At 66.0% G+C, this 22,919-nt stretch carries 21 protein-coding genes and 7 tRNA genes; 16 read left to right on the forward strand and 12 right to left on the reverse strand.

The genetic code is table 11. The features are described from left to right. Positions 1–43 precede the first annotated feature (43 nt). From RI032_RS17145 to RI032_RS17170, 6 genes are all read left to right on the forward strand, one after another. Positions 44–247 carry a PspC domain-containing protein gene (locus RI032_RS17145; protein WP_010484929.1) on the forward strand — a complete coding sequence of 68 codons (204 nt, stop codon included), beginning with the start codon at positions 44–46 and terminating at the stop codon, positions 245–247. Further along, positions 244–696 carry a hypothetical protein gene (locus RI032_RS17150; RefSeq protein ID WP_053443238.1) on the forward strand — a complete coding sequence of 151 codons (453 nt, stop codon included), beginning with the start codon at positions 244–246 and terminating at the stop codon, positions 694–696. Before RI032_RS17145 ends, RI032_RS17150 begins: the two co-directional genes overlap by 4 nt. A 765-nt stretch (positions 697–1,461) precedes the next feature. Then, entirely contained in the window at positions 1,462–1,677 is a 216-nt protein-coding gene (locus RI032_RS17155; RefSeq protein WP_005410085.1) for a hypothetical protein, read from the forward strand. 207 nt (positions 1,678–1,884) lie between these two features. Further along, positions 1,885–4,266 carry a Tex family protein gene (locus RI032_RS17160; protein ID WP_057504125.1) on the forward strand — a complete coding sequence of 794 codons (2,382 nt, stop codon included), beginning with the start codon at positions 1,885–1,887 and terminating at the stop codon, positions 4,264–4,266. Positions 4,267–4,474: 208 nt separating this feature from the next. Then, positions 4,475–6,664: a PAS domain S-box protein gene (locus tag RI032_RS17165; protein WP_019336521.1), complete on the forward strand. Its 2,190-nt coding sequence runs from the start codon at positions 4,475–4,477 to the stop codon at positions 6,662–6,664. Positions 6,665–6,726: 62 nt separating this feature from the next. Continuing rightward, positions 6,727–6,957 carry a hypothetical protein gene (locus tag RI032_RS17170; RefSeq protein ID WP_322547374.1) on the forward strand — a complete coding sequence of 77 codons (231 nt, stop codon included), beginning with the start codon at positions 6,727–6,729 and terminating at the stop codon, positions 6,955–6,957. Positions 6,958–6,996: 39 nt separating this feature from the next. Here RI032_RS17170 and RI032_RS17175 read toward each other — a convergent pair whose 3' ends face one another. Then, positions 6,997–8,085 carry a DUF5694 domain-containing protein gene (locus RI032_RS17175; RefSeq protein WP_322547375.1) on the reverse strand — a complete coding sequence of 363 codons (1,089 nt, stop codon included), beginning with the start codon at positions 8,083–8,085 and terminating at the stop codon, positions 6,997–6,999. Between the two features lie 152 nt (positions 8,086–8,237). Here RI032_RS17175 and RI032_RS17180 point away from each other — a divergent pair, with 152 nt between their 5' ends. Both RI032_RS17180 and RI032_RS17185 read left to right on the forward strand, forming a co-directional pair. Then, on the forward strand, positions 8,238–8,783 hold the full coding sequence (locus RI032_RS17180) for a GNAT family N-acetyltransferase (protein WP_322547376.1): 546 nt from the start codon (positions 8,238–8,240) through the stop codon (positions 8,781–8,783). A 255-nt stretch (positions 8,784–9,038) separates the two neighbouring features. Next, a complete protein-coding gene (locus RI032_RS17185) occupies positions 9,039–10,865 on the forward strand; it encodes a methyl-accepting chemotaxis protein (protein ID WP_317614465.1) in 1,827 nt (608 codons plus the stop codon). Here RI032_RS17185 and RI032_RS17190 read toward each other — a convergent pair. The 3 genes from RI032_RS17190 to RI032_RS17200 all read right to left on the reverse strand — a co-directional run bounded on the left by RI032_RS17190 (position 10,862) and on the right by RI032_RS17200 (position 12,812). Then, a complete protein-coding gene (locus tag RI032_RS17190) occupies positions 10,862–12,298 on the reverse strand; it encodes a GGDEF domain-containing protein (RefSeq protein ID WP_109813668.1) in 1,437 nt (478 codons plus the stop codon). The two genes, RI032_RS17185 and RI032_RS17190, sit on opposite strands and share 4 nt — an antisense overlap. A 115-nt stretch (positions 12,299–12,413) precedes the next feature. Then, on the reverse strand, positions 12,414–12,656 hold the full coding sequence (locus RI032_RS17195) for a GNAT family N-acetyltransferase (protein ID WP_260362372.1): 243 nt from the start codon (positions 12,654–12,656) through the stop codon (positions 12,414–12,416). Positions 12,657–12,726: 70 nt separating this feature from the next. Beyond that, positions 12,727–12,812 (reverse strand) — tRNA-Leu (locus RI032_RS17200). A gap of 132 nt (positions 12,813–12,944) precedes the next feature. On the opposite strand from RI032_RS17200, the gene RI032_RS17205 reads away from it, so the two are divergent. Further along, the gene (locus RI032_RS17205; protein ID WP_019336514.1) at positions 12,945–13,325 is read left to right on the forward strand and encodes a response regulator; all 381 of its coding nucleotides are present in this window, start codon (positions 12,945–12,947) and stop codon (positions 13,323–13,325) included. Between the two features lie 69 nt (positions 13,326–13,394). Beyond that, positions 13,395–13,592, forward strand: coding sequence for a hypothetical protein (locus RI032_RS17210; RefSeq protein ID WP_010484956.1), 198 nt, complete (start codon positions 13,395–13,397; stop codon positions 13,590–13,592). Positions 13,593–13,637: 45 nt separating this feature from the next. Here the strand turns inward: RI032_RS17210 and RI032_RS17215 are convergent, their stop codons facing one another. Further along, complete coding sequence (locus tag RI032_RS17215) at positions 13,638–14,594, reverse strand: SOS response-associated peptidase family protein (protein ID WP_057504128.1); 957 nt, start codon at positions 14,592–14,594, stop codon at positions 13,638–13,640. 77 nt (positions 14,595–14,671) lie between these two features. Here RI032_RS17215 and RI032_RS17220 point away from each other — a divergent pair, with 77 nt between their 5' ends. Then, positions 14,672–15,088, forward strand: a complete 417-nt coding sequence (locus RI032_RS17220) for a GNAT family N-acetyltransferase (RefSeq protein WP_010484960.1) — start codon at positions 14,672–14,674, stop codon at positions 15,086–15,088. A 96-nt stretch (positions 15,089–15,184) separates the two neighbouring features. On the opposite strand, the gene RI032_RS17225 is transcribed toward RI032_RS17220, so the two are convergent. From RI032_RS17225 to RI032_RS17255, 7 genes are all read right to left on the reverse strand, one after another. Next, a tRNA-Glu gene (locus RI032_RS17225) sits at positions 15,185–15,260 on the reverse strand. A gap of 47 nt (positions 15,261–15,307) precedes the next feature. Continuing rightward, positions 15,308–15,383: transfer RNA gene (locus tag RI032_RS17230), tRNA-Ala, on the reverse strand. A 46-nt stretch (positions 15,384–15,429) separates the two neighbouring features. Further along, positions 15,430–15,505, reverse strand: a tRNA-Glu gene (locus tag RI032_RS17235). A gap of 48 nt (positions 15,506–15,553) precedes the next feature. Then, positions 15,554–15,629: transfer RNA gene (locus RI032_RS17240), tRNA-Ala, on the reverse strand. Positions 15,630–15,813: 184 nt separating this feature from the next. Further along, a tRNA-Glu gene (locus RI032_RS17245) sits at positions 15,814–15,889 on the reverse strand. A gap of 54 nt (positions 15,890–15,943) precedes the next feature. Continuing rightward, positions 15,944–16,019 (reverse strand) — tRNA-Ala (locus RI032_RS17250). An 89-nt stretch (positions 16,020–16,108) separates the two neighbouring features. Beyond that, positions 16,109–16,522 (reverse strand): heavy metal-responsive transcriptional regulator, encoded by a 414-nt coding sequence (locus RI032_RS17255; protein ID WP_010484978.1) that lies wholly within the window; start codon positions 16,520–16,522, stop codon positions 16,109–16,111. Positions 16,523–16,708: 186 nt separating this feature from the next. On the opposite strand from RI032_RS17255, the gene RI032_RS17260 reads away from it, so the two are divergent. The 5 genes from RI032_RS17260 (at position 16,709) to adiC (ending at position 22,910) form a co-directional block, all read left to right on the forward strand. After that, positions 16,709–17,776 carry a GlxA family transcriptional regulator gene (locus RI032_RS17260; protein WP_019336511.1) on the forward strand — a complete coding sequence of 356 codons (1,068 nt, stop codon included), beginning with the start codon at positions 16,709–16,711 and terminating at the stop codon, positions 17,774–17,776. An 80-nt stretch (positions 17,777–17,856) separates the two neighbouring features. Continuing rightward, positions 17,857–18,660, forward strand: a complete 804-nt coding sequence (locus RI032_RS17265; protein ID WP_322547377.1) for a TlpA disulfide reductase family protein — start codon at positions 17,857–17,859, stop codon at positions 18,658–18,660. Between the two features lie 30 nt (positions 18,661–18,690). Next, a complete protein-coding gene (dsbG, locus tag RI032_RS17270) occupies positions 18,691–19,533 on the forward strand; it encodes a thiol:disulfide interchange protein DsbG (RefSeq protein WP_010484982.1) in 843 nt (280 codons plus the stop codon). Positions 19,534–20,047: 514 nt separating this feature from the next. Beyond that, positions 20,048–21,481: a DcaP family trimeric outer membrane transporter gene (locus RI032_RS17275; protein ID WP_049454651.1), complete on the forward strand. Its 1,434-nt coding sequence runs from the start codon at positions 20,048–20,050 to the stop codon at positions 21,479–21,481. 76 nt (positions 21,482–21,557) lie between these two features. Continuing rightward, entirely contained in the window at positions 21,558–22,910 is a 1,353-nt protein-coding gene (gene adiC / locus RI032_RS17280) for an arginine/agmatine antiporter (protein WP_111117610.1), read from the forward strand. Positions 22,911–22,919 lie beyond the last annotated feature (9 nt).

Here is a 22,919-nt window from a genome sequence, read left to right on the forward strand (position 1 = left end):
AGCCATGCTCGACTGCTTTTTCCCGCAGCCCAGGAGAACCGCCATGAACACCACGCCGCGCACGCTGTCGCGTTCGTTGAACGACCGCATGATTGCCGGCGTGATGGGCGGCATCGCCCACCGCTTCGGCTGGAACCCCACGCTGGTGCGGATCGTGTTCGTGCTGGTCTCGATCGGCTCGGCGGCCTTCCCTGGCATCCTGGTCTACCTGATCCTGTGGCTGCTGATGCCGAACGAGGCCGATTGAAGACTGCCCCTGAGCCCTGGCCGATCTGGCTGCGCGCGCTGCAGGTACTGGGCGCGGTGTGGACGTCACCCAATTCCCTGATCGGCCTGATCGGCGGCCTGGCCGGCATGCTCGGCGGCGCGACATTGCGCTGGAGCGGCCGTGACTGTGCGTTGGTGTTCGACCGCTGGCCGTGGGGGCCGGGTGGGGCGATCACGCTGGGCAATGTGATCCTGCATACCGGTCATGATCTGGGCATTTCGTGCCGGACCTATGCGCATCAGGCGGGGTGGGGCGTGGAGCCTCTGATCCGGCTGGACGACCACGAACGCGCGCACGTCTACCAGTACATGGTGCTGGGGCCGCTGTACCTGCCGGTGTACCTGCTGTGTGGCGGGGTGAGTGCGCGGAATCCATTCGAGCGCGCAGCCGATCATTTCGCCCGGTACGGGCGTGGCTGGTGGCCGTAGGTTCCAGCCAACGGCGCAGCCCCTCGTGGCGTGGTTGCGGAATACGTTTCATGCGATTGGGCCGGGCGGGATGGGTTCGCGGGACACGCCGTAAACCCATCCATGGGGGCTCGATGGCGCCATCCATGGCGCCAACGGTCCCGCGAACCCATCCCACCCGACCTCTGACAGTTTCCGTGCGCGTCCAGCCACGGAGAAGAATAAGAACGGCAAAAGCGGGTCGCGCGCTGCGCTTGCTCGTGTAGAGACGAGCCCACGCTCGGCTGCTTTCAGGCCAGCTCGCGAAGCCGAGCGCAGGCTCGGCTCTACAACAAAAAAGCGGCCAGCCCGGCTGCTTCTGCTTTTGATCTTCTTTTTATTCTCCGTGGGTGGCGGCAGGTACCAGGAATCTGTCAGCGGCCGGGAGGGTGGGTAGGGCGGGGTGTCCGCGGCATGGATGCCGCGGCCAAGCCCCCATGGATGGGTTCACGGCGTCCCCGGCCTACCCACCCTCCCGGCCAGCCCGCAGGAAACCGGCTTTCCGCGACCAACCAAACCACCCACGAGGGGCTGCGCCGTTGGCAGGAATCCCCCACCGATTCGTTAGCCGGAAGTTAAAGATCCGTAAGCATTCTGCTGCGATCCCGCCGTCATCTGCATGCAACCGATCGTCATTAGCCTTCGTGACGTTCCAGTCAGGTTCGACGCGGTAAGCTCTCCCTCGATGAGCTCGCAGCATCGCTCATCGAGTGCAGTACGCAGTAGCAATTTGGAGGAATACATCACATGGCAATCGTTCTTTATGTCGGTGGTAGCAAGGATGGCGAGAAGGGCGTGGTGCCCTACGGCTTCAGCAAATCCCGCGCCGACACCGCGCTGGGGCCGGAGTTCTACACGGAGCGGTTCATGGAACTGCAGGGTGTCGGCAAGGTCCGCCTGATGGCCCTGGAAGGCATGCGTGACGAGATCGTCATGCAGCGCGCCGCCCGCCACTACCGCTGACCTCCGCAACACGCGGCAGGGCGCGCCCACCATCGCGCGCCCGCGCCGGCATCCCAGCCCAGGGCCAGTCCGAGCCCTCTTCTTGCCAGGATGCCGGCGTCCAATCCGGCCCCGCCGCTGAACCTCTCCCCCTGTCAATGCCTTGTCCGGCTCCGTCGTGGGTTGCCAGAATGGGGTCTTCCCGAAACGCGGCACAGACCTGAAGCAATGCACGACGCCAAGAACGCACAGAGCGCGCTCGCCCAGCAGATCGCCCAGACCATCGCCGATGAGATCGGTGCCCAGTCCGCCCAGGTACGCGCCGCGGTCGGCCTGCTCGACGAGGGCGCCAGCGTTCCGTTCATCGCGCGCTACCGCAAGGAAGTGACCGGGGGCCTGGACGACACCCAGCTGCGCAACCTGGAAGTGCGCCTGACCTACCTGCGCGAGCTGGAGGACCGCCGCGCGGCAGTGCTGGCCAGCATCGGCGAGCAGGGCAAGCTCAGCGACGAACTGCGCAACGACATCCTCGCCGCCGACACCAAGAGCCGCCTGGAAGACCTGTACCTGCCGTACAAGCCCAAGCGCCGCACCCGCGCCCAGATCGCCCGCGAGGCCGGTCTGGAGCCGCTGGCCGATGGCCTGCTGGCTGACCCGACGCAGGACCCGCAGACGTTCGCGGCCACCTTCGTCGACACCGACAAGGGCGTGGCCGACACCAAGGCTGCGCTGGAAGGCGCGCGTGCGATCCTGATGGAGCGCTGGGGCGAAGACGCTGCGCTGGTCGGCGAACTGCGTACCTGGCTCGGCGAATCCGGCGTGATCCGTGCCCGCGTGGCCGAGGGCAAGGAAACCGAAGGTGCCAAGTACCGCGATTATTTTGAACACGCCGAGTCGCTGGCGAAGATTCCCTCGCACCGCTTGCTGGCGCTGTTCCGCGCGCGCCGCGAGGAGATCCTGTTCCTGGAGCTGGACCCGGGCAGTGATGCCGAGGCTGGCCACCAGTACGCCGAAGGGCGCGTGGCGCGCAAGGCCGGCATTGCCGACCAGGGCCGTGCCGCCGACCGCTGGCTGCTGGACGCCTGCCGCCTGACCTGGCGCGCCAAGCTGCATACCCATCTGCTGCTGGACCTGTTCAACCAGGCCCGCGAAAAGGCCGAGGCCGAAGCCATCGCGGTGTTCGGCGACAACCTGAAGGACCTGCTGCTGGCGGCACCGGCCGGCCCGAAGACCGTGCTCGGCCTGGACCCGGGCATCCGGACCGGCTGCAAGATTGCCGTGGTCGATGCCACCGGCAAGCTGGTCGCCACCGATACCATCTACCCACATGAACCGCGCCGCCAGTGGGACCAGTCGCTGCAGACCATCAAGCAGCTGTGCGCCAAGCACAACGTGGAGCTGATCGCGATCGGCAACGGCACCGCCAGCCGCGAAACCGACAAGCTGGCCGGTGAAGCGATCAAGGCCGCTGGCAACCCGAAGCTGCAGAAGGTGGTGGTGAGCGAGGCCGGTGCCTCGGTGTACTCGGCCTCCGAGTTCGCGGCCAAGGAGTTTCCGGGCCTGGATGTGTCGCTGCGTGGCGCGGTATCGATCGCCCGTCGCCTGCAGGACCCGCTGGCCGAACTGGTCAAGATCGAACCCAAGGCGATCGGTGTCGGCCAGTACCAGCACGACGTGGATCAGTACCGTCTGGCCCGGGCGTTGGACGCGCGCGTGGAGGACTGCGTGAACGCGGTCGGCGTGTACGTGAACACCGCGTCTGCCGCGCTGCTGTCGCGGGTGTCCGGCCTGTCGGCCACGGTGGCCGAGAACATCGTGCGCCATCGTGACGACAACGGCCCGTTCAAGCGTCGCAAAGACCTGCTGAAGGTTGCGCGCCTGGGCGAGAAGACCTTCGAGCAGTGCGCCGGCTTCCTGCGCATCGCCGACGGTGATCAGCCGTTGGACGCCTCGGCGGTGCACCCGGAGGCCTATCCGGTGGTCGAGCGCATCGTTGCCAGCACCGCGCGCCCGATCAAGGCGCTGATCGGTGATGGCAGCTTCCTGCGTGGCCTGAAAGCAGAACAGTTCACCGACGACACCTTCGGCGTGCCGACCGTTCGCGACATCCTGAAGGAACTGGAAAAGCCGGGCCGCGATCCGCGTCCGGAGTTCAAGGCGGCGCGCTTCGCCGAGGGTGTCGAGGACATCAAGGACCTGCGCGAGGGCATGGTGCTGGAAGGCGTGGTGAGCAACGTGGCGGCCTTTGGTGCCTTCGTCGATATCGGCGTGCACCAGGACGGCCTGATCCACATTTCGGCGCTCTCCGATACGTTCGTGAAGGATCCGCGCGACGTGGTCAAGGCCGGCGATATCGTCAAGGTGAAGGTGCTGGAGGTGGACGTGGCCCGCAAGCGCATCGCCCTGACCCGGCGCTTGGACGACACCCCCGGGCAGGCCACCAGCCGCTCGGGCCAGCGCGATGAGCGCGGGCAGGGGCCGCGCCGCGATGCAGGCGGCCCGAACCGCGGGCCGAACCGGGGCCAGGGCAATGGTGGCCGTCCCGCCGTGTCCGCGCCCCCGGCCAACAATGCCCTGGCCGAGGCCTTCGCCCGCGCCAAGCGCAGTTGAGGACCGTGTCCCCCGTCACGCTTGATTCGTGGTGAGGGACTTGTCGGTTTTCCCCGTGATTGCGCACACTTGCGCTTGAGGGGAGGCGTTCGGCCACCCCGCTGTCGCTGGGGAGGGCCATGACGCCAGCAGGACCCGTTGTCTTCGTTGAGGGCTGCAGCGTTGTGCTGCGGCCACTGTCCGCCTGTGCGGGCCGCGGGGCGGGCTGATGGCGGGCCAGGGAAGCAACGGCAACGGGCTGCTCGAACGGCGCCTGCAGGAGCTGGCCGAGGAGCGCCGTCGCCTGGCGATGATCATCGACGGCACCGCAGCCGGCACCTGGGAATGGAACGTGCAGACCGGCGAAATGCGGGTCAATGCGCGCTGGGCGGAGATCGTCGGCTATCGCCTGGAAGAGCTGGAGCCGGTGTGCCAGAAGACGTTCCTGAAGCTGGTCCACCCCGACGACATCGTCCTGTCCGATGCGGCACTGGAGGACCATTTCGAAGGCCGCAGCGACAACTATGTCTGCCTGCTGCGCATGCGGCACAAGAATGGCCAGTGGATATGGATCCACGACCGTGGCCGCGTGTTCGAATGGGACGGGCAGGGACGACCGCTGTGGATGGCCGGTGCACACGCCGACGTGACCGAGCTGCAGCAGGCGCGACAGGATGCGGCCGAGAGCCGGCAGCGATTGCAGGCCGTGGTCGACGCATCCGACGAGGTGGCGGTGATCGCGACCGATACCGAAGGCACCATCACCTTGTTCAATACTGGCGCGGAACGCCTGCTGGGATACAGCGCCGAAGAAGTGGTCGGCCAGCGGCGACTGGGTGATTTCCACGATCCGGACGAGCTGGCGGCCTGGCTGCGTCCGCTGGCGGCTGCGGACGGAAGCCTGCCGGGCGCGTTTGAAGCACTCAGCGCTCGCGCCGATGAGCAGACCTATTCACGGCAGTGGACACTGCGGCGCAAGGATGGCCAGCCACGCCAGGTGCGCCTGTCGATCAGCCGCATGGATGGTGCCGGCGGCGCGCGGATCGGTTATGTCGGCATGTCCATCGACATTACCGAGATCCTGCAGGCGCGTGCCGAAGCACGCCTGTCGGCAGAGAAATTCGCCGGTGCGTTCACGTCGGCGGCGCTGGGCATGGCGCTGGTGTCGCTGGAAGGGCGCTGGCTGGACGTCAATGACGCACTTTGCCGGATCCTGGGCTACCCCCGCGAAGAACTGCTGCAGGTTGATTTCCAGCGCTTGACCCACCCCGACGACCTGCAGACCGACCTGGCCCTGGTGCAGGACCTGCTGGCCGGGCGGCGCAGCCACTACCACCTGGAAAAACGTTATCTCGATCGCGACGGCAAGGTGATCTGGGCACGGCTGTCGGTGTCGCTGGTGCGCACCGAGCACGGCGAGCCGCTGCATTTCGTGTCGCAGATCCAGGACATCAGCGCCCAGCGCAGCAGCGAGCAGCGCCTGTTCGAGAGCGAGCAGCGCAGCCGTATCACGCTTGATGCGGTGGCCGACCTGGTGCTCAGTGTCAGCCTGGATGGTCGCATCGACTACGCCAATGCCGCCGCGGTGCGCACCCTGGCCGGTGATGGCGCGCTGTCGCTGGCCGGGCACAAGGTGCAGGATGTGCTGGCACTGACCACTGAGTATGCACCCGGTTCAGTGCTGGATGTCTCCGTGCTGCTGGACCCGGAAAGCAACGCAGTGGACCTGCACGCTGACCTGTTGCTGCGCCTGGGCACAGCCACGATTCCGGTTGACCTGACCCGTGCCTGGCTGCGTGATGATGAAGGTCATGTACGGGGCGCAGTGTGGGTGCTGCGCGACGACACCCAGCAGCGCGCGCGCCAGCGCGAGGCGCGCCATCTGGCCGAGATCGATCCGCTGACCGAGCTGAGCAACCGCCGCGGCTTCGAGGTGCATCTGCAGCAGGCGATCACCCGCGTCGAGCGTACCGGCCAGGCCGCCTCGTTGATGTACATCGACCTGGACCGCTTCAAGCCGGTCAACGATACCTGGGGCCATCTGGCCGGCGATGCCGTGCTGTGGGCGGTGGCCAGCGTGCTGCGCCACGGCGTGCGCGATTCGGACGTGGTGGCGCGGCTGGGCGGCGACGAATTCGCGGTGATCCTGTCCGGCTGCACACCGCGTCGTGCAGCGCGCATCGGCGGTGAACTGCTGCACACCCTGGCATCGCTGTCGATTCCGTGGGACCGGGATCGCCTGCATGTGGGCGCCAGCATCGGTATCGCGCCATTGGCGGGCGGGATGAGCGTGGACCAGGCTGTAGCGGCGGCTGATGCCCAGTGCTACCGGGCCAAGGCAATGGGTCGCAACAACGTACAGGTGCAGGGCGAGGCCAGTGAGCTGCCGAGCGACGACATCGACCCGATCGAGGGCTGATCTCAGCCTGTGAGAGGGCGTGCGCGAATACTCCGTGCACTTCCCCTCGTACAGGTGATCCCATGAATGTCTGCAACCCGGTGACGGTGCGTGCCTTCGCCCCGGCACTGGTCGGTTGGTGCCTGGCCCTGGCCGCCTGCCTGCGTGCGGAACAGCTGCGCGGCGACCTGCACGCGCAGGCCCTGCTGCCGGTGCTGCAGGGCGGCGCGGTCGCCCTGCTGGCATTCACGCTGTCCTGCATCGGTGCCGCCTGCATCGTGCTCTGGCGGGCGGGCAGGAACGCGGTGGAGTGATGCGGTGGATGGTCACCGCATCCCCCATGTCATGTTGCGTCAGCGCAGAACTTCATCCGAACTGACCAGCTGCACGTCGTGCATCAGATTGAGGTAAGCCTCGTAGTAGCCCTTGTGCGAGGCACCGACGATGGTCAGCATGCGGGTGCCTGGATGCTGGCCCAGTATGTCGCGCATGTTGGCGACCATGCGCAGGTTGCGGGTTTCCCAGTAGCCCACGTAGTTGCGGCCGAAGCCTTCCGGCGAGGGTTCGACGAGCGTCGCGCCGAAATCGCTGTTGAAGGCCGCCATCACGGCCTCGGGTGCGTTGTAGGCGCGATACATTGCGAGCAACCCATCCGCTTGGTCAAGATTGGCTTCGAGCCGTTCATCGGCCGCCCTGCGCGCTTTGACGAAGGAATTGTCCCAGGCACCGCGTATGGCGGCAGCGTAGGCCTTCTGCTGCGATTCCGGTGTTGGCGAATCCGCAGTGTGGTCGTCGACCGACCACAGGCGCTCCAGTCCCAGGCGTGCGGCAAGGACGCCGGCCACCAGGCCGGCCTCGTTGCGGCGGGTCATGCGCGTGTCGAGGAACCGCACCAGCTCCGGCGTCAGGCTGTCCGAAGCACGTCGCTCTTCCCTGGGCAGCCGCAGCCATTGGACGACTGCCGAGCTGCTTTCGCCCGCGGCCAGGAAGACTGCGGCCAATCGGCGTCGCTGGGCAGCGGATGGCGCCTTCGGCCATTCCGCAAGCAGGCGTTCCATCTCCACGTTGGCACTGGGCACGTCCAGGCCGGTAGCGGTCTGCGCCGGGGCCGGATCGACGCAGTAGTCCGCTACGCTCTCCGCGTATCGGGCTGGATTGCGGCGCATGAAGTCACACTGCAGGCCGGACAGGTTCTCCACTGCGATCGCGGTGGGCCGCCAGGCTTCCAGGCGCTGCAGCAGAGGTTCCAGCATCGCCGGCGTGAAGGTCTCCGGCAGGCTGGACAGGTGCGGGCTGCCCAGTACCAGTACTTCGTTCGGGCGTCCTGCGGGCGGTCCCTTCAGCTGGTCCGGGTGGAACGCCGGTCGATAGGCGGTGTCGTTGGCCAGCGCGCTGCTGCTGCACACGGCCAGGAAGAGAAGGCTGGCAAAGCGAGGGAACATGCGATCTCCATGTCGATAAGCGTCCTGCGGAACCTTCATGCTGGTCATTTTCTCTGGCTGGGGAATCCCGCATTGGTCATGTAAACCTTTCTGCCTTGAGCTGCATCCTTCTGCTGAGCGATGCTGTACTCAGCGCTCAGGCAATGCAGAACATGACATCCGACGACTGGACCATCGACAGTCCGCGGCTGCACCTCCGGCCATTCACGCCCGGTGACGCCGACGAGGCATTTGCGGGAATCACACCCGGGCTGACCCGCTACATGGCCTTCGAGCCGCCTCCGTCGGAGGCGGCGTTTGCTGCGGTCTGGCAGACGTGGCTACCCACCATTGCCGACGGGACCGACATCACGTTCGTGATCCGCAGGCGCGACGATGATGTATTCCTTGGCCTGGCAGGCCTGCATCGAGCCGGGGAAGCAGAACCCGAGCTGGGCATCTGGATCGCAGAAGTGATGCATGGGCACGGCTATGGCCGCGAAGCCGTGGCGGCGGTGTGGTCGGCGGCCTCCGAGCGCCTGCGCTGTGCGGCGTTCCGCTACCCGGTGGCGGAACGGAACCGGTCCAGCCGTTCACTGGCTGAGTCCCTCGGTGGGCAGGCGGTGGCACGTGAGCAGGGCGTGAAGTACACAGCAATCGTCTACCGCATTCCGGCTGCAATGCATGGAGTTGCGACGGACGTCGCGGAATCCCGCTAAAGCGGCCGACGGCATCGCCGATACTCCCTCTGGATCCCGCTCCAGTCACCCGCCGCAGGACCCCAGACTGCCCCCGATGGGCGGTCCGCGCAGTGTGTTCCGCCGCTCCTAGATGCCGATCGCAGCCGCAGCAGACGTTCTTGGCAGTCGCTCGAGAGGTGCCGGTTGGCACCTGTAGTCCCTGGCAACTGATGTTGCCGCCGGGCGTCCCGCCCGTCGGGTCACAACCGCTTACCGGACACCGAGGATCAGACAATGCTCATTCCAGGCTTCACGGCGGGCGCGCAGGCGCCGGCCGAGCTGCATACCCGTTGGTCGCCGTGGCGTGCGCTGCTTGGCGCACTGGCGCCGCAGCAACGCACCCGCACAGAGAAGGCGGTGACCGACCGCACCGAGCTGGAAGCGCAGGTGGCCGCGCTGCATCGCGTGCAGGCCGTCATCGAGTTCGCGCTCGACGGCACCATCCTGCAGGCCAATGACAATTTCCTGCAGGCGATGGGCTACCGGCTGGAGGAGATCCAAGGCGGGCATCATTCCCTGTTCGTCGACCCCGAGCAGGCGCGCAGCGCTGAATACCGCGACTTCTGGGCGCGCTTGGGGCGCGGCGAATATGACGCCGGACAGTACCGCCGCTTCGGCAAGGGCCAGCGCGAGATCTGGATCCAGGCCTCGTACAACCCGGTGCTGGACCGCCAGGGGCGGCCGTACAAGGTGGTCAAGTTCGCGACCGACATCACCGCGCAGAAGCTGCAGGCGGCCGACTCGGCGGGGCAACTGGCCGCGATCGCCAAGTCGCAGGCGGTGATCGAGTTCAGCATGGATGGCCGCATCCTGTCGGCCAATGACAATTTCCTGGCCGCCACCGGCTACAGCCTGGACGAGGTGCGCGGGCAGCACCATTCGTTGTTTGTCGAGCCCGAGCATCGCAGCAGCGTCGAATATCGCCAGTTCTGGGAGAAACTGGGGCGTGGCGAGTATGACGCCGGGCAGTATCGGCGCCTGGGCAAGGGCGGGCGCGAGGTCTGGATCCAGGCATCCTACAACCCGATCCTGGACCTCAACGGCAAGCCGTTCAAGGTCGTCAAGTACGCTACCGACATCACCGTGCAGGTGCATGAGAACCAGGCCATGCAGCGCGCCGTGGCGCAGACCCGCGAGGTGGTGGCTGCCGCCAAGCAGGGCGACCTGACCCAGCGCGTGGCCACCACCGACAAGAACGGACCGATCGCCGAACTGTGCGAAGGCGTGAATTCGCTGGTCGAGGCGATGGCGGCCATCATCGGCCAGATCAAGTTCGCTGCGGACACCATCGCAGTCGGCGCGACTGAAATCGCACAGGGCAACAGCGACCTCTCGCAGCGCACCGAGCAGCAGGCGGCCTCGCTGGAGGAAACCGCCGTGTCGATGAAGGGACTGGCCGAGACCGTGCAGCGCACGGCCACCAACGCGCGCCAGGCCAGCCAGCTGGCCGGTGGAGCGGCCGACGTCGCCGCGCGAGGCGGCAATGTGGTGCATGAGGTGGTCGAGACGATGGCGGTGATCAATGCCTCGTCGCGGCGCATCGTCGACATCATCGGGGTGATCGACGGCATCGCCTTCCAGACCAACATTCTCGCGCTGAACGCAGCGGTGGAGGCTGCGCGTGCCGGTGAACATGGCCGTGGCTTCGCTGTGGTTGCAACCGAGATCCGCGAGCTGTCGCAGCGTTCGGCCAGCGCAGCCAAGGAGATCAAGCACCTGATCGATGAGTCGGTTGCCAATGTGGGCGCCGGCACGGCGCAGGTTGAGAGCGCGGGCCGCACCATGGATGAAATCGTGACCAACGTGCGCCGGGTCAGTGACCTGATGACCGAAATCAGCACTGCCTCGCAGCAGCAGAGCGACGACATCCAGCAGATGAATCATGCGGTTGACCTGATCGATCAGGGCACCCAGCAGAACGCGGCCCTGGTCGAGGAGGCGTCGGCGGCGGCGCGCAGCATGGAAGAACAGTCGGCGCAGCTGCTGCAGACCGTGGCCAGCTTCCGCGTGCAGGGCGGGGCCGGGCATCGGCATGGAGCGGCGGCGCTGCACGCGGTCTAGACGCGGCGCCCGGACCAGTCTTCCGTGGTGCCGGTGTCGCCGCGTACGCAGTTGCGGCCGGCATGCTTGGCGCGATACAGGGCCTGGTCGGCGCGTTCGACCAGGTCGCGCGGATCGCGGTCTTCGCCCGGTGCCTGCCAGGCCACGCCGATGCTGATGGTGACGGTGGCTTCAGGGGCGGGCAGGGCTGCGGCTTCGACCGAAGCGCGCAGCCGTTCGCCCAGGCCCAGGGCGTGGGCGGCATCGGGCGAGGGCAGGGCGGCGATGAACTCTTCGCCGCCATAGCGGGCCAGCAGATCGTCACCCCGTTGCAGGCAGCCATCAAGAATGGCAGCCACCGACTGCAGGCGACGATCGCCTTCCGGGTGGCCGTAGGTGTCATTGAGCCGTTTGAAGTGGTCGATGTCGATCATCAGTACCGCCAGCCCGAGTCCCTGGCGGTGCGCGCGGCCACGGGCACTGCCGAGTGATTCGTCGAAGCTGCGGCGGTTGCCCAGACCGGTCAACGGGTCACGCCGCGCCAGTGTTTCCAGCTCATCGCGCTGGCGCTGGATCTCCACCTGGCTCAGCACGCTGCGCAGGGCATAGCCGAGCATGGCACCAATGAAGCCCACCGTGGCCAGGGTGGGCTGCAGGCGCGCGACCAGCAGCGCCACCATCATCAGCAGCAAGGGCAGCATCAACGGCACGCCGGCGTCGACGATGCGGCGCAGGCTGCGCGATACCTCCACCGCCGGATAGCGGCGCTTGCTGCCAGCCATGATGGCCAGCACCACGAACAGCCCGCTGATCAGCAGGTCCCCCCAGTTGCCGTCGGGCAGCTGCGGTTGATAGGTGTTGATGTAGAACGCCAGCAGGAAGTAGCCCAGCGCGTAGATCGCAAGTGTCCGGAAAAAATCGCGGCGGTCGGGATTGTCCTCGGCCAGGAAACGGATCAGCGCGAAGCAGAACACCAGGCTGTTCTGTACGCTGCTCATGGCGTTCAGGCACTGCGTCCACAATGCGGTGTTGAAGTGCGCCATCGCCCGCGTGTGCCCGTAGTACAACAGCCACAGCAACGCGATGATCAGCAGGTCCACCGCGCGGATGTAGCGGTTGCCGCCGCCCGGGCTGGCGGCCACGTAGGTCAGGGGAATCCGGTAGAACACGTACAGGATCAGCGAAGACACGGTCATCTGCGCAGGATCGAGGCTGGCCACATTGCGGTACAGCAGGGCCAGCAGGGCCAGCGAGAACAGGCCCACGGCAGCGCCCAGCGTCCGCCATTTGCAGGCTGCCTGGCGGCTGTCACGAGCGCGCCGCACGCAGGCCAGTGCAGCCAGCAGCGGGGCGGTGATCAGCATCAGGTAGGAGCCGACCGGGTCCTGCGGGCCGACAAAGGCAATGACGAGCGCGTGCGTGACCAGAAAAAACAGTGCCGCACGCAACGTCATGCATTCCCCCGCCCCCAGCTCCGGCTGGGATCACGATAGGCAGAAGCACGTGAGGCTTGCAAGAAAAGTGTGCGCTGCGTCTATTCCAAAGCTTGCCGGAAGTCGCAGTTGTGTTTCAGCGTGGTGACGCCGAGCCTTCGACGCGGGCGTACATCCAGGCGCCCACCAGCGCCCAGCGCGGGTGCGTTGCGGTGGGCAGGCGTCGCAGTGCCCTTTCGGAAACATCGCCCCAGCTGGTGTGCCCGGTCACGCCCGGCAGCGAGAGATAACGGGACCAGGCGGCAGCGTCATCCACGTGCAGTGGGCGCAGCCGTGCGGGCAGGGTAGCGGGGAGCGTGGGCAGCGCGAGCGTTGGCATCGTCGCCAGTTTCGGCGCCCGGGCCCTGAACATGCAAAAGGCCAGGTCGGGGACCTGGCCTTTGATGCAGTGGTGCCGGTGAAAGGACTCGAACCTTCATGGGGTCACCCCCGGCTGATTTTGAGTCAGCTGCGTATACCATTCCGCCACACCGGCAGGCAGCGTGCGATTGTAAACGAGGTCGGCACGGCTTTCATAGTGGGGAGGCCGATCAGGGCGCGTCCTGTCGGCTTCGGCCCAGTGGTGGCTATACTGCGGCGGCTTGAATGCCTCCAGGAGTGGTAGCCGATGACAGTGTTGCAGGACCTGAGGGTGCTGGTGGTCGAGAACGACGAGATGAGTGCCGCACTGCTGCAGATGCAGCTGGTGCACGCCGGTGCGACGGTGGTGGGTCTGGCCGCGAGCGTCGCTGAGGCGCTGCGCCTGCTGGAGGCGTCGACCCCGGACGTTGCCCTGCTTGATTACCGCCTGGCCCGCAATGAGACCAGCGAGCCGGTGGCCGCGGCGCTGTCGGCGCGTGGCGTGCCGTTCGTGCTGGCCACCGGCATGCTGGCCGAGCAGCTGCCCGGGCCGATGCTGGCCGGCGTGCTGCTGGTCAAGCCGTATCTCTCGGCAGATCTGAGCCAGGCGCTGGTACGCGCAGTGGGCCGCGCCAGCGCCAGGGCCTGATTGGCGCATGCCGAAGCGGTGGGCGTATCCTGCCCGGGCCTGAATGCTCAGGCCTACAAGGAGAGTGGCATGAAGAAGTGGATCAAGCGCATGGTCGCTGCGGGTGTCCTTTCGATGGCGGTCTTCGGTGGTACGGCCTCTGCCGCGTGGTGCGGCCAGCCCTGTTTCCAGCTCTACAAGAGCTGTATCGCGCGGGGTGGTGAGGTCGAACAATGCCTGCAGGAACAGGCCTTCTGCGAAGAGGCGATGTGCGGCGGCAATCCCTGATCCATGAACCCCGCCCAGGCGGGGTTTTTCATCTGTGCGCGGTATTCAGCCCGCTTCTTCGTACACGTAGCGGATCTCTTCGCGGTCGTCGAGGATGCGGTACTGGCGCGCCAGATCATCCGGATCGGGATTGAGCCAGGCATCGAGGTGTTCCCTGCGGATGGGAACGACGCCGCGGTCGTGGCCCGCAGCAGCGACGTCGTGCGGAGGCGTGTCGGTGATGGTGGCAAATGACAGCAGGCGACCTTCCGGTCCTTCCCATTCCGCCCACAGGCAGGCCAGCAGCAGATCGCGCGGGGGATCAGGCCGGAACTCCAGCACCACGTCCTGCTCCTTCTCATCGGCACCCGGCGTAGGGCCGGCGGTGGCGTGACGCGGTACGTGCTCATAGAACGCCTGCACCACCACCACGCCGTGGCGCAGCCCGAACGCACCGCGCCAATAGCCTTCCAGGCTGTCGCGCCTCGCGTTGTAGGTGCCGGGATAGAGGATGTCGTTGCGCACCGGCTTGTCCGGCAGCCGGCACTGGTAGCGCATCGGCTTGATCACGCGTTTGCCGCCCTCGCTGACCATGACCGGTGCGTAGGTGCCAGGGAAAATGCGGTTGTCGCGCGGCAGCAGCTGCACCCGGTGCAGGTCTTCCAGCCGAGCCTGCGCACGATCGATGCGGTTGCCGGCCACGCGCAGGTCGTTGCGTGCCTTCTGGGTGGGGCGGGTCGCCAGCGTGGCGTTGGCGATATCGCGTCGCTCGCGCTGGCGGGCCAGCTCCGCCTCCAGATCCTGGCGCTCCTGCGCATGCCATTGCTGGATTTTCGCGACGATGTCGCGGCCCTGCTCGGTGCGCGCACCGGCGAAGCCGTCATCCATGGCCTTGGGAGTTCTGGGGCGCTTCTTGCCGGGATCGTGCGCGTACAGCTCCGCGAATTCTTCCAGCGACAGGATGGCGCCGAACTCGCGCACCAGCTTGGCGTAGTCGGCGCGGATCAGGGCGGAATAGCACATGGGAACTCTGCAGGCGCGGGTCGCAGCAGTTGCGACATGGATGAGGCAGGATAGCCCGACCTACAGGGAGAAAGCGCATGAATGATTCCGTCGCCTGCCAGTTCCGCGACGCCGTGCCCACGGTCGAAGACTATTGCCAGCTGCGTGTGCTGGCGGGCCTCAGTGCCAAGAGCCAGGAGGCGGCGGCACGCGCGCTGCCCAATACCCTGTATGGCGTGTGCGCCTACCAGGGCAACGAGCTGGTGGCGATGGGGCGCATCGTCGGCGATGGGGGCTGCCACCTGCAGGTCTGCGATATCGCCGTGTTGCCGCGCCTGCAGGGGCAGGGCCTGGGCAAGGAAGTGATGCGTCGCCTGGAGGGCTGGATGCAGGCAAACCTGCCGCCGTCGGCATACGTCAGCCTTCTGGCAGATGGTGAAGCGCACCGGCTGTACGCGCAGTTTGGTTTCGCACCTACCGCACCTGCATCGATCGGGATGTATCGCCGGTTCTGAGGTGTGTCCAGGCTGAGGCCAGCCATGCGCGGCTCGGGCCTTCCCAGGAATCACAGGCAAAGAAAAACCCCGGCCGAAGCCGGGGTTTTAAAGAATTGGCGTCCCCACGGGGATTCGAACCCCGGTCGCCACCGTGAAAGGGTGATGTCCTAGGCCTCTAGACGATGGGGACGCACGAAAACTTCAAGTTGTAGATCCTTCGACGGCCTAATGTCGAAGTGGTGGAGCCAAGCGGGATCGAACCGCTGACCTCCTGCATGCCATGCAGGCGCTCTCCCAGCTGAGCTATGGCCCCAATGAAACTCCGGATGATCTGCCGGGAGCAGAGTCCGTTTTGAAACTGGCGTCCCCACGGGGATTCGAACCCCGGTCGCCACCGTGAAAGGGTGATGTCCTAGGCCTCTAGACGATGGGGACGCACGAAAACTTCAAGTTGTAGAACCTTCGACGGCCTAATGTCGAAAGTGGTGGAGCCAAGCGGGATCGAACCGCTGACCTCCTGCATGCCATGCAGGCGCTCTCCCAGCTGAGCTATGGCCCCGTGTTACCGAGCCGCCTATCATACCTGTGTGTTCACGTTTGTGGAAGCTTTTTTTGAGCTTTTTTCGTTCCGGTTCAACCGCGGCCACGAGGGCAGGGGAACCGCAACGCCACTACCTGAATGCTGGTAGGCGGTGAACAAAAAAGACCCGGTTATCGGCCGGGTCCTCGTTGTTCGTGATGAGTGGCGTCCCCACGGGGATTCGAACCCCGGTCGCCACCGTGAAAGGGTGATGTCCTAGGCCTCTAGACGATGGGGACGCAATTCTCATCAATGTTCTTTAGCGACCTTTCGACGGCCTAATGCCGAAAGATTGGTGGAGCCAAGCGGGATCGAACCGCTGACCTCCTGCATGCCATGCAGGCGCTCTCCCAGCTGAGCTATGGCCCCACGTCGCTGAGGAGCGAAATAATAGCCTTGCCCCAGGGGGTTGGCAAGCATTTGTTGCACTTTTCTTCACGTGCGTTGCGAAGCCGATGTCAGTCGCCTTTCGCCTGTGCAACGTTGTCGGTCAGTGCCGCCAGGATCGGGCACTGGTCCAGCGTGCCGTGACCGGGGCAGGCGTCGACCAGCTGCGAAAGTGCGGTGTGCATGCGCTGCAGCTCGGCCATCCGTTGCGCGATGTCCTGCAGGCGGGCCTGCGCGGTGTCGCGCACGCTGCCCATGTCCTGCGAGTGCTGATCGCTCAGTACGAGCAGCTCGCCGATCTCTTCCAGGCTGAAGCCCAGCGCCTTGGCGCGGCGGATGAATCGCAGCCGGCGCAGATCCTGCTCGCCGAAGATGCGGTAGCCACCCGCCGAGCGGGCCGCGGTCGGCAGCAGCTGCTGTCGTTCGTAGTAGCGCACCGTATCGATCGGCACGCCCGCCTGGCGGGCCAGTTGTCCAATGTTCATGGCGGATTCCTGCGGATGCTGCCGGCCATTGTGAAGCCTGGAGTCTGGTCGAGAGTCAAGGCTTGGCCCGGGTGCGCGCATTCAGCGCACTTTGCAACTTTCTTCATAGCCCCGCCGATGGGCCAGTTCCTACCCTTCGCCTGAACCGGCCGTTCGATGGCCTGCAACGAACCGAGGAGGTGGTCTGTGGAAGGATTCAGGAACGAAGGATTCGTCGAGATCGCGGTGGTTGAATACCCGGGAGGTGATCCGTCTGCCGCCTCCGTACTGGCCGAAATGGCGCACGTTGCCAATCGCCTTGCCCAGCAGCAGCGCCGGCCGTTCAAGCGGGTGCTGGTCACCCGCTGGATCGTGCCGGCCAGCCAGACTGGTGTGCACCGTATTGCGGGTGCGGAAATGCTCGATGCGGCCATCCCGGCTGTGATTGCGGTTCCCGGCCAGATCAGTGCCGGCGCGTGCCTGCGCGCGGATGAGGTCCTGCTGGACTGGCTGCGCGCGCACTATGACGGTGGCAGCCTGCTGGCCGCCGCCAGTGATGGCGTCAGCGTGCTGGCACGGGCCGGATTGCTGGCCGGGCGTACGGTCAGTGGCCCCGATCTCGGGCGCCATCCAGGCCTGCAGGCGCAGGCCGCGAGCTGGGTGCCGAGCGAGCGGGCGCTGGTGGATGACGGCGACCTGCTGACGGTCGGCGGGGGCCAGGCCTGGCGCTTCCTGGGCCTGCGGCTGTTGTACCGGCTGCATGGGCAGGGCGTGGCCAGTGCGGTGGCGCAGCAGCTGGGCATCACCGTGCCCGCCACGATCCAGCAGGATCTGGAACGCTTCAGCGCCAACTTCGCACATGGCGATCGTGATGTATTGAAGGCACAGCGCTGGTTGCACACCACGGCGGCACGCGGCGCTACCCTCGCCGCGATCTGCGAAGTCTCCGGATTGGAGCCGCGCACGCTGCAGCGGCGGTTCCTCAAGGCCACCGGCCTGCGGCCGATCGAGTACTGCCAACGGCTGCGCATCGCCAAGGCGCAGACCCTGTTGCAGCAGGGAGCGGGTATCGATGAGGTGGCCTGGGGCGTCGGCTACGCCGATCAGAGTGCGTTTCGCCGGTTGTTCCTGCGCATCGTTGGCATGACGCCGGCGAACTATCGGCGTCACGTCAGCAGCAAGCGCCGCGAGCGGCCCTTGATGCCGTCGGTGGCGGGCAGTCTGCGCGGGCTGCAATCGCCGTCGGTGATGCAACTGGGGCGCAGCGCGGCCTGATGCGGGCAGCATCGTCGGGCTTGCAACCGGAGCGCGACACTTCGACCATGCAGCCAGTGGACGATTGAACAGGTGGTCTGATGTCGAGCGTTGGGCCGGTGCCGATGCCGGTGGTATTGATTCTCGTGTGCGTAGTGCTGGCGATGGCCGTGGCGCGTCTGTGGCCACGCAGGAAGGACGGCATGCCGCTGCCTTCCGCACCCAGCATGGTTCTGGACATGCTGCTGGTGGGCCTGCTGTGTGGTCGCATCAGCTTCGTGGCCTTGAACTTCGCGCTGTATCGCGAGGCGCCGTGGAGCATTCTGCAGATTGGCGATGGTGGCTACCACCTCGCGGTTGTCCTGGTTGCGGGATTGGCATGGGGACTGTGGCGGTTGCGCCCATGGCGGGCGTTGCGCGCCCCGGTGCTGGGCGCGGCGTTGGCAGGTGTGCTGCTCTGGGCGGGCGGCAGTCAGCTGTTGTCCGCCTGGCAGGAGCGGCGGATGCCCTTGCCGGTATTGCAGGTTGCTGATCTGCAAGGGGGCAGAGTGGATCTCCAGCAGTTTCGTGGCAAGCCACTGGTGCTGAACCTGTGGGCCAGCTGGTGTGGTCCCTGCAGGCGCGAGATGCCGGTCTTGGCAGCGGCACAGCAGGCACATGCGGACGTGCAGTTCGTGTTCCTCAACCAGGGTGAAACCCTTGAGGAGGTCCAGGGTTTCGTTGCGCGCGAACGGCTCCTGCTGGGCAACGTATTGCTGGACGATGACGCTGCGGCATCCACGGTGCTGGGTGTGCAGGCCTATCCCTCGACCCTGTTCTTCGACGCCGAAGGGCGCCTGCGTGAACTGCACCTCGGCGAACTGACGGCAGCGGGTCTTGAACACAAACTGCGCCGGCTGCGGTAGCCTGCGCGGGCATCTCACTACGGAGTTCCCATGTTGTCGACTTCCCTGCGCACCGCCCCGGCGGTGCTGTTGCTGCCGGTCCTGCTGGCATTGGCCGCCTGCAGCCAGGCACAGACGCCGCCGGGCAAGACCGCCGCGGCACCGGCAGCGAGCGCCACAGCCGCTGCCAACAAGGGCGATCGCCCTGCGGTGCTGAAGGGCATCGAGAAGCATGGGTTCGAGGTCGTCGCCGAATTCGATGCCCCCGGTGGCCTGCGAGGTTTCGCCGGCGTGGTCGGCGGCCAGCAGCCGGCAGCGGCCTATGTCACTGCTGATGGCAAGCATGTACTGGTCGGCAGCCTGTTCGATGCGGAGGGCAACGATGTAGCCGCTGAGGCCGTTGAGAAGCTGGTGGCCTCGCCGATGTCGGCCAAGATGTGGACCAAACTGGAATCCAGCGCCTGGGTACGTGACGGCAAGGCCGATGCGCCGCGCGTGGTCTATACCTTCAGCGATGCCAACTGCCCTTACTGCCACAAGTTCTGGGAAGCGGCACGGCCGTGGGTCGATGCGGGCAAGGTGCAGCTGCGTCACATCATGGTCGGCGTCATCCGCGAGGACAGCCCGGCCAAGGCGGCGGCCATCCTCGCAGCCCGTGACCCGAGTGCAGCGCTGCTGCAGAACGAGCACGATTTTGATCGCGGTGGCATCAAGGCGCTGCCGAACATCAGCCGCGAAATTGCTGGCAAGCTCGATGCCAATCAGGTACTGATGATCGAAATGGGCTTCCAGGGCACGCCGGGCATTCTGTTCCAGGACGCACAGGGCCAGGTACAGCGTCGTGCGGGCCTGCCGCAGGGTGCCGATCTGCAGACGGTGCTTGGCCCGCGCTGAGTGGCGCCAGCTTCATGAAACATTGCACAGGCCCGCATGGCAGCATGCGGGCCTGTTGCATTCTGTGGCCGGCCTTCCGGTTGCAGGCCCGCGCAACGTTGGTTCATCGTCACGTCTGAATCGTGACTGACATCAAGCATCACGCCTTGATTCCAATCAAGGCCAAAAACGACAGGCGGATTAGCCTGTGACGCATGGAATACAGCGTCACTGCGCGACGGATGCCGCGCTCGCCACGCCCTGATCAGGGTCGGCCGGCACAGCCATTCACGACATTCTCACTCCGTGCTTGTTACCCAGACCGCTGCGGTCGCCACCTCTTTGGCAGCGCGGCCTTGATGGAGTCGACATCGGTGCGGGCAGGGCAGCGTCATCGTCCTGTTGCCTGCAGTGCGCAGGCTGGCCGCCGCCGTCGACGCAGTATCCGCATTTCCAGCAACTGCAACTTGGGGCCGGAGCCGCGCATGCGTGCGTTCGGCCTGCGAGATGAACATGGACGTCCAGGGAGGATGCAATGCGCGTGGCGGTACTGAGTCTGGCCTGCTTGACCGTATTGGCGATCACGCCGGCATATGCACAGGCTGATGACAAGGAGGACGCGCAGGCGCTGCGCCGTGAGATCGCGGCCATGCGTCAGGTACTGGAAGGCATGCAGCAGCGGCTGGATCGGCTTGAGCAGCGTAATGGCGCGGTTGCGCCTGCCGTCGCGCAGATCCCTGCGCCTGCGACCGCACCTGCAGGCGCTACCCATCTGCTGCATCCCACCCAGGTGCCGGGCGTGGCACAACCGGTGCTGCCGCAGCGTGAATCGGTGGCCGATCCTTCCACCGCGGCATCGCGACCGGACAGTGCGGCCGGCCCAACCGACCCGGATCTGAAGGGGTTCTTCGCCATTCCCGGCACCGATACGGTGATCCGCATTGGCGGCTACGCCAAGCTCGATGCCATCGCCGATTCGCGCGCAGCCGGCGACGAAGATCAGTTCATTCCTTCGTCGATGCCAGTGGGCGGCCGTCATCGTGACGTGTCCAATTTCAACATCCATGCCAAGCAGACCCGCTTCAGTTTCGAGGCGCGGCGCCCGACCTCGCACGGGAACCTGCGCTTCTACCTGGAGAACGACTTCTTCGGCAGCAGTGATGGTTATGAATTCCGCCTGCGCCACGCCTATGGCCAGCTCGGCAATACCTACGCGGGCTACGGCTATTCCAGCTTCATGGATCCGGACAGCTTGCCTGACACGCTGGATTTCGCCGGTCCGGGTGGTGCGGGCTATCTGCTGGTGGCCGGCATCCACCACAGCTTTGCGATGGGCAAGGGCAACACCCTGACTGTTGCCGCCGAAGATCCGAAGACTGAACTTGCCGGTGCCAGCGATGAGCGCGCGGCGGTGAACCGGCTGCCGGATGTGACGGTGACGGCGCGCATGGAGCGCGACTGGGGCCACCTGCAACTGGGCGCGGTGGCACGCAGCCTGGCGTATGACGGTGACGATGAGCGCGACCGGCGCATGGCCGGTGGCCTGCAGCTGAGCGGATCGGCGTCGGTGGGCGAGCGCGACCTGCTGCTGTTCGGTGCCCTCGGTGGGCGCGGCCTGAGCCGTTACACCGCTGACCTGACCGGCTCCGGGCTGGACGCGGTGGTCGGTGCCGATGGCCGCCTTGATGCGCTGGACCTGCACGGTGGTTTCGTTGGCTACACCCATTACTGGTCCGAGCTGTGGCGTTCGAACCTGATCGTCGGCCAGCTGACCCTGGAGCGGAATGCTGCACTGGCGGCCGACGCATTCCGTCAGAGCCGCTACGGCGTGTTCAACCTGATCTGGAGCCCGGCACCGTCGTGGACGATGGGCATGGAGCTGCTGTACGGGCGCCTGGAACAGCAGGGCGGCGCGCGCGGCGACACGGTCCGGGTGCAGGGCAGCCTGCAATACAACTTCATCAAGTAAGCGCCAGCGGCGTTACGCCAGCGCAACCGTCCCCACGCCCGGCCGCACCGGGCTCATGCCAGTACAGGAGATTGTCATGGCAGAAGCAAAGAAAATCGGGGTGGTCGGAGCCACCTTCCTCGTCGCCGGCAACATGATGGGCTCCGGTGTGTTCCTGCTGCCCTCCAGCCTGGCCAAGATCGGTACCGCCTCGATCTGGGGCTGGCTGATCACCACCGCCGGTGCGCTGCTGCTGGCGTTCGTGTTCGCCAAGCTGGGCAAGCTGGCGCCCAAGGCGGGCGGTCCATACGCCTATGCGCGCGACTGGTTCGGGCCCTACATGGGCTTCCAGACCAACACCATCTACTGGTTCGCCAACTGGATCGGCAACGTCGCCATCCCGATTGCGGCGGTCGGCTACTTCAGCTACTTCTTCCCGATCCTGTCCGAGCCGCTGGTGCGCTGCATCGCGGTGCTGATCCTGGTGTGGGCGCTGAGCTTCGCCAATGTGATCGGCCCGGCCTTCGTCAGCCGCGTGCAGACGGTCACCACCAGCTTTGCGCTGGTCCCGATCCTGGGCATCGCCATCTTCGGCTGGTTCTTCTTCGATGCCGACATCTTCAAGGGCGCCTACAACGTGTCCGGTGAATCCAACTTCGGCGCGATCTCCAGCGCTGCGGCATTGACCCTGTGGGCCTTCATCGGCGTCGAATCCGCTTCGGTCACCGCCGGCGTGGTGGAAAACCCGGAGAAGAACGTGGCCCGTGCCACCCTGGCCGGTGTGTTCCTGGCTGCCATCGCCTACATCGCCAGTTCCTCGGTGATCATGGGCATGGTGCCCAACGGCGAACTGCAGACCTCCGATGCCCCGTTCGCTCTGGCTGCGGCCAAGGCCGTCGGTGGCTGGGGCGGTGCGCTGGTCAGCCTGTGCGCCTTCATCGGCGCGGCGGGTTCGCTGGGCGGCTGGATCCTGCTGACCGCACAGAGCGCCAAGGCGGCGTCCGACGACGGGCTGTTCCCGAGCATCTTCAGCAAGACCAACAAGAATGACGTGCCGGTCAAGGGCGTGCTGATCGTAGCGGTGCTGATGACCCTGGCGGTGCTGGTCACCTCCACCTCGGAAACCGCGTCGGCACAGTTCGACGTCATCACGTCGGCCGCCGTGGTACTGACCCTGCTGCCCTACATCTACTCGTGCGTGGCCTGCTACTTCGTGGTCGAGCGTTCGCACACCCTGGTCCATACCGGTGCGTTCTGGACCCTGACCAGCCTGACCGTTGTGTACTGCCTGTGGGCGATCTACGGCTCGTCGGGAACCATCGTGCAGTACGCCTTCCTGTTCGTGCTGTTCATCACCGTGTTCTATCCCTTCTTCAGCGAGGAGCGCCGCCAGCAGCGGCAGCGCGCCCGCGAGGCATCGGCCATCAGCGCCGGCGCCCAGCGTTCCTGAGTTCGACAA

The organism is Stenotrophomonas geniculata (genome assembly GCF_034508895.1).
Taxonomy (GTDB): domain Bacteria; phylum Pseudomonadota; class Gammaproteobacteria; order Xanthomonadales; family Xanthomonadaceae; genus Stenotrophomonas; species Stenotrophomonas geniculata.

Excerpts from the sequence above, each read along its gene's own strand:
- RI032_RS17145 (WP_010484929.1), top strand. The coding sequence starts at position 44 with ATGAACACCACGCCGCGCACGCTGTCGCGTTCGTTGAACGACCGCATG.
- RI032_RS17155 (WP_005410085.1), top strand. The coding sequence starts at position 1,462 with ATGGCAATCGTTCTTTATGTCGGTGGTAGCAAGGATGGCGAGAAGGGC.
- RI032_RS17160 (WP_057504125.1), top strand. The coding sequence starts at position 1,885 with ATGCACGACGCCAAGAACGCACAGAGCGCGCTCGCCCAGCAGATCGCC.
- RI032_RS17165 (WP_019336521.1), top strand. The coding sequence starts at position 4,475 with ATGGCGGGCCAGGGAAGCAACGGCAACGGGCTGCTCGAACGGCGCCTG.
- RI032_RS17170 (WP_322547374.1), top strand. The coding sequence starts at position 6,727 with ATGAATGTCTGCAACCCGGTGACGGTGCGTGCCTTCGCCCCGGCACTG.
- RI032_RS17175 (WP_322547375.1), bottom strand. The coding sequence starts at position 8,085 with ATGTTCCCTCGCTTTGCCAGCCTTCTCTTCCTGGCCGTGTGCAGCAGC.
- RI032_RS17180 (WP_322547376.1), top strand. The coding sequence starts at position 8,238 with ATGACATCCGACGACTGGACCATCGACAGTCCGCGGCTGCACCTCCGG.
- RI032_RS17185 (WP_317614465.1), top strand. The coding sequence starts at position 9,039 with ATGCTCATTCCAGGCTTCACGGCGGGCGCGCAGGCGCCGGCCGAGCTG.
- RI032_RS17190 (WP_109813668.1), bottom strand. The coding sequence starts at position 12,298 with ATGACGTTGCGTGCGGCACTGTTTTTTCTGGTCACGCACGCGCTCGTC.
- RI032_RS17195 (WP_260362372.1), bottom strand. The coding sequence starts at position 12,656 with ATGCCAACGCTCGCGCTGCCCACGCTCCCCGCTACCCTGCCCGCACGG.
- RI032_RS17205 (WP_019336514.1), top strand. The coding sequence starts at position 12,945 with ATGACAGTGTTGCAGGACCTGAGGGTGCTGGTGGTCGAGAACGACGAG.
- RI032_RS17210 (WP_010484956.1), top strand. The coding sequence starts at position 13,395 with ATGAAGAAGTGGATCAAGCGCATGGTCGCTGCGGGTGTCCTTTCGATG.
- RI032_RS17215 (WP_057504128.1), bottom strand. The coding sequence starts at position 14,594 with ATGTGCTATTCCGCCCTGATCCGCGCCGACTACGCCAAGCTGGTGCGC.
- RI032_RS17220 (WP_010484960.1), top strand. The coding sequence starts at position 14,672 with ATGAATGATTCCGTCGCCTGCCAGTTCCGCGACGCCGTGCCCACGGTC.
- RI032_RS17255 (WP_010484978.1), bottom strand. The coding sequence starts at position 16,522 with ATGAACATTGGACAACTGGCCCGCCAGGCGGGCGTGCCGATCGATACG.
- RI032_RS17265 (WP_322547377.1), top strand. The coding sequence starts at position 17,857 with ATGTCGAGCGTTGGGCCGGTGCCGATGCCGGTGGTATTGATTCTCGTG.
- dsbG (WP_010484982.1), top strand. The coding sequence starts at position 18,691 with ATGTTGTCGACTTCCCTGCGCACCGCCCCGGCGGTGCTGTTGCTGCCG.
- RI032_RS17275 (WP_049454651.1), top strand. The coding sequence starts at position 20,048 with ATGCGCGTGGCGGTACTGAGTCTGGCCTGCTTGACCGTATTGGCGATC.
- adiC (WP_111117610.1), top strand. The coding sequence starts at position 21,558 with ATGGCAGAAGCAAAGAAAATCGGGGTGGTCGGAGCCACCTTCCTCGTC.